Source organism: Pantoea sp. EKM101V, assembly GCF_011800325.1.
Classification (GTDB): domain Bacteria; phylum Pseudomonadota; class Gammaproteobacteria; order Enterobacterales; family Enterobacteriaceae; genus Pantoea; species Pantoea anthophila.
The window spans coordinates 1-642 of record NZ_JAALFP010000037.1 but is presented as its reverse complement, the minus strand read 5'-3'; the positions used below and the strand labels follow the sequence as shown (position 1 = coordinate 642).

The 642-nt window shown below is 51.7% G+C and carries 1 rRNA gene; it reads left to right on the top strand.

Going from position 1 to position 642, the window contains the following annotated elements:
• Window positions 1-171: 171 nt before the first annotated feature.
• Window positions 172-642, top strand: a 16S ribosomal RNA gene (locus HFD92_RS21520); the annotation flags it as partial.

The following is a 642-nucleotide window of genomic DNA, read 5'->3' as shown; positions in this document are numbered from 1 at the left end:
GCACTGCTCTTTAACAATTTATCAGACAATCTGTGTGGGCACTCGCAGGATTGATATCAGCGTCTTCGGACGCACAAAAATATCAAAGCCTCACGAGTGAACACATAATGAAATTCATTATGACGTTTTACAGATGAGCACCGCTGAACTCGTTTCAGCAAATCAAACTTTAAATTGAAGAGTTTGATCATGGCTCAGATTGAACGCTGGCGGCAGGCCTAACACATGCAAGTCGGACGGTAGCACAGAGAGCTTGCTCTTGGGTGACGAGTGGCGGACGGGTGAGTAATGTCTGGGGATCTGCCCGATAGAGGGGGATAACCACTGGAAACGGTGGCTAATACCGCATAACGTCGCAAGACCAAAGAGGGGGACCTTCGGGCCTCTCACTATCGGATGAACCCAGATGGGATTAGCTAGTAGGCGGGGTAATGGCCCACCTAGGCGACGATCCCTAGCTGGTCTGAGAGGATGACCAGCCACACTGGAACTGAGACACGGTCCAGACTCCTACGGGAGGCAGCAGTGGGGAATATTGCACAATGGGCGCAAGCCTGATGCAGCCATGCCGCGTGTATGAAGAAGGCCTTCGGGTTGTAAAGTACTTTCAGCGGGGAGGAAGGCGGTGAGGTTAATAACCTC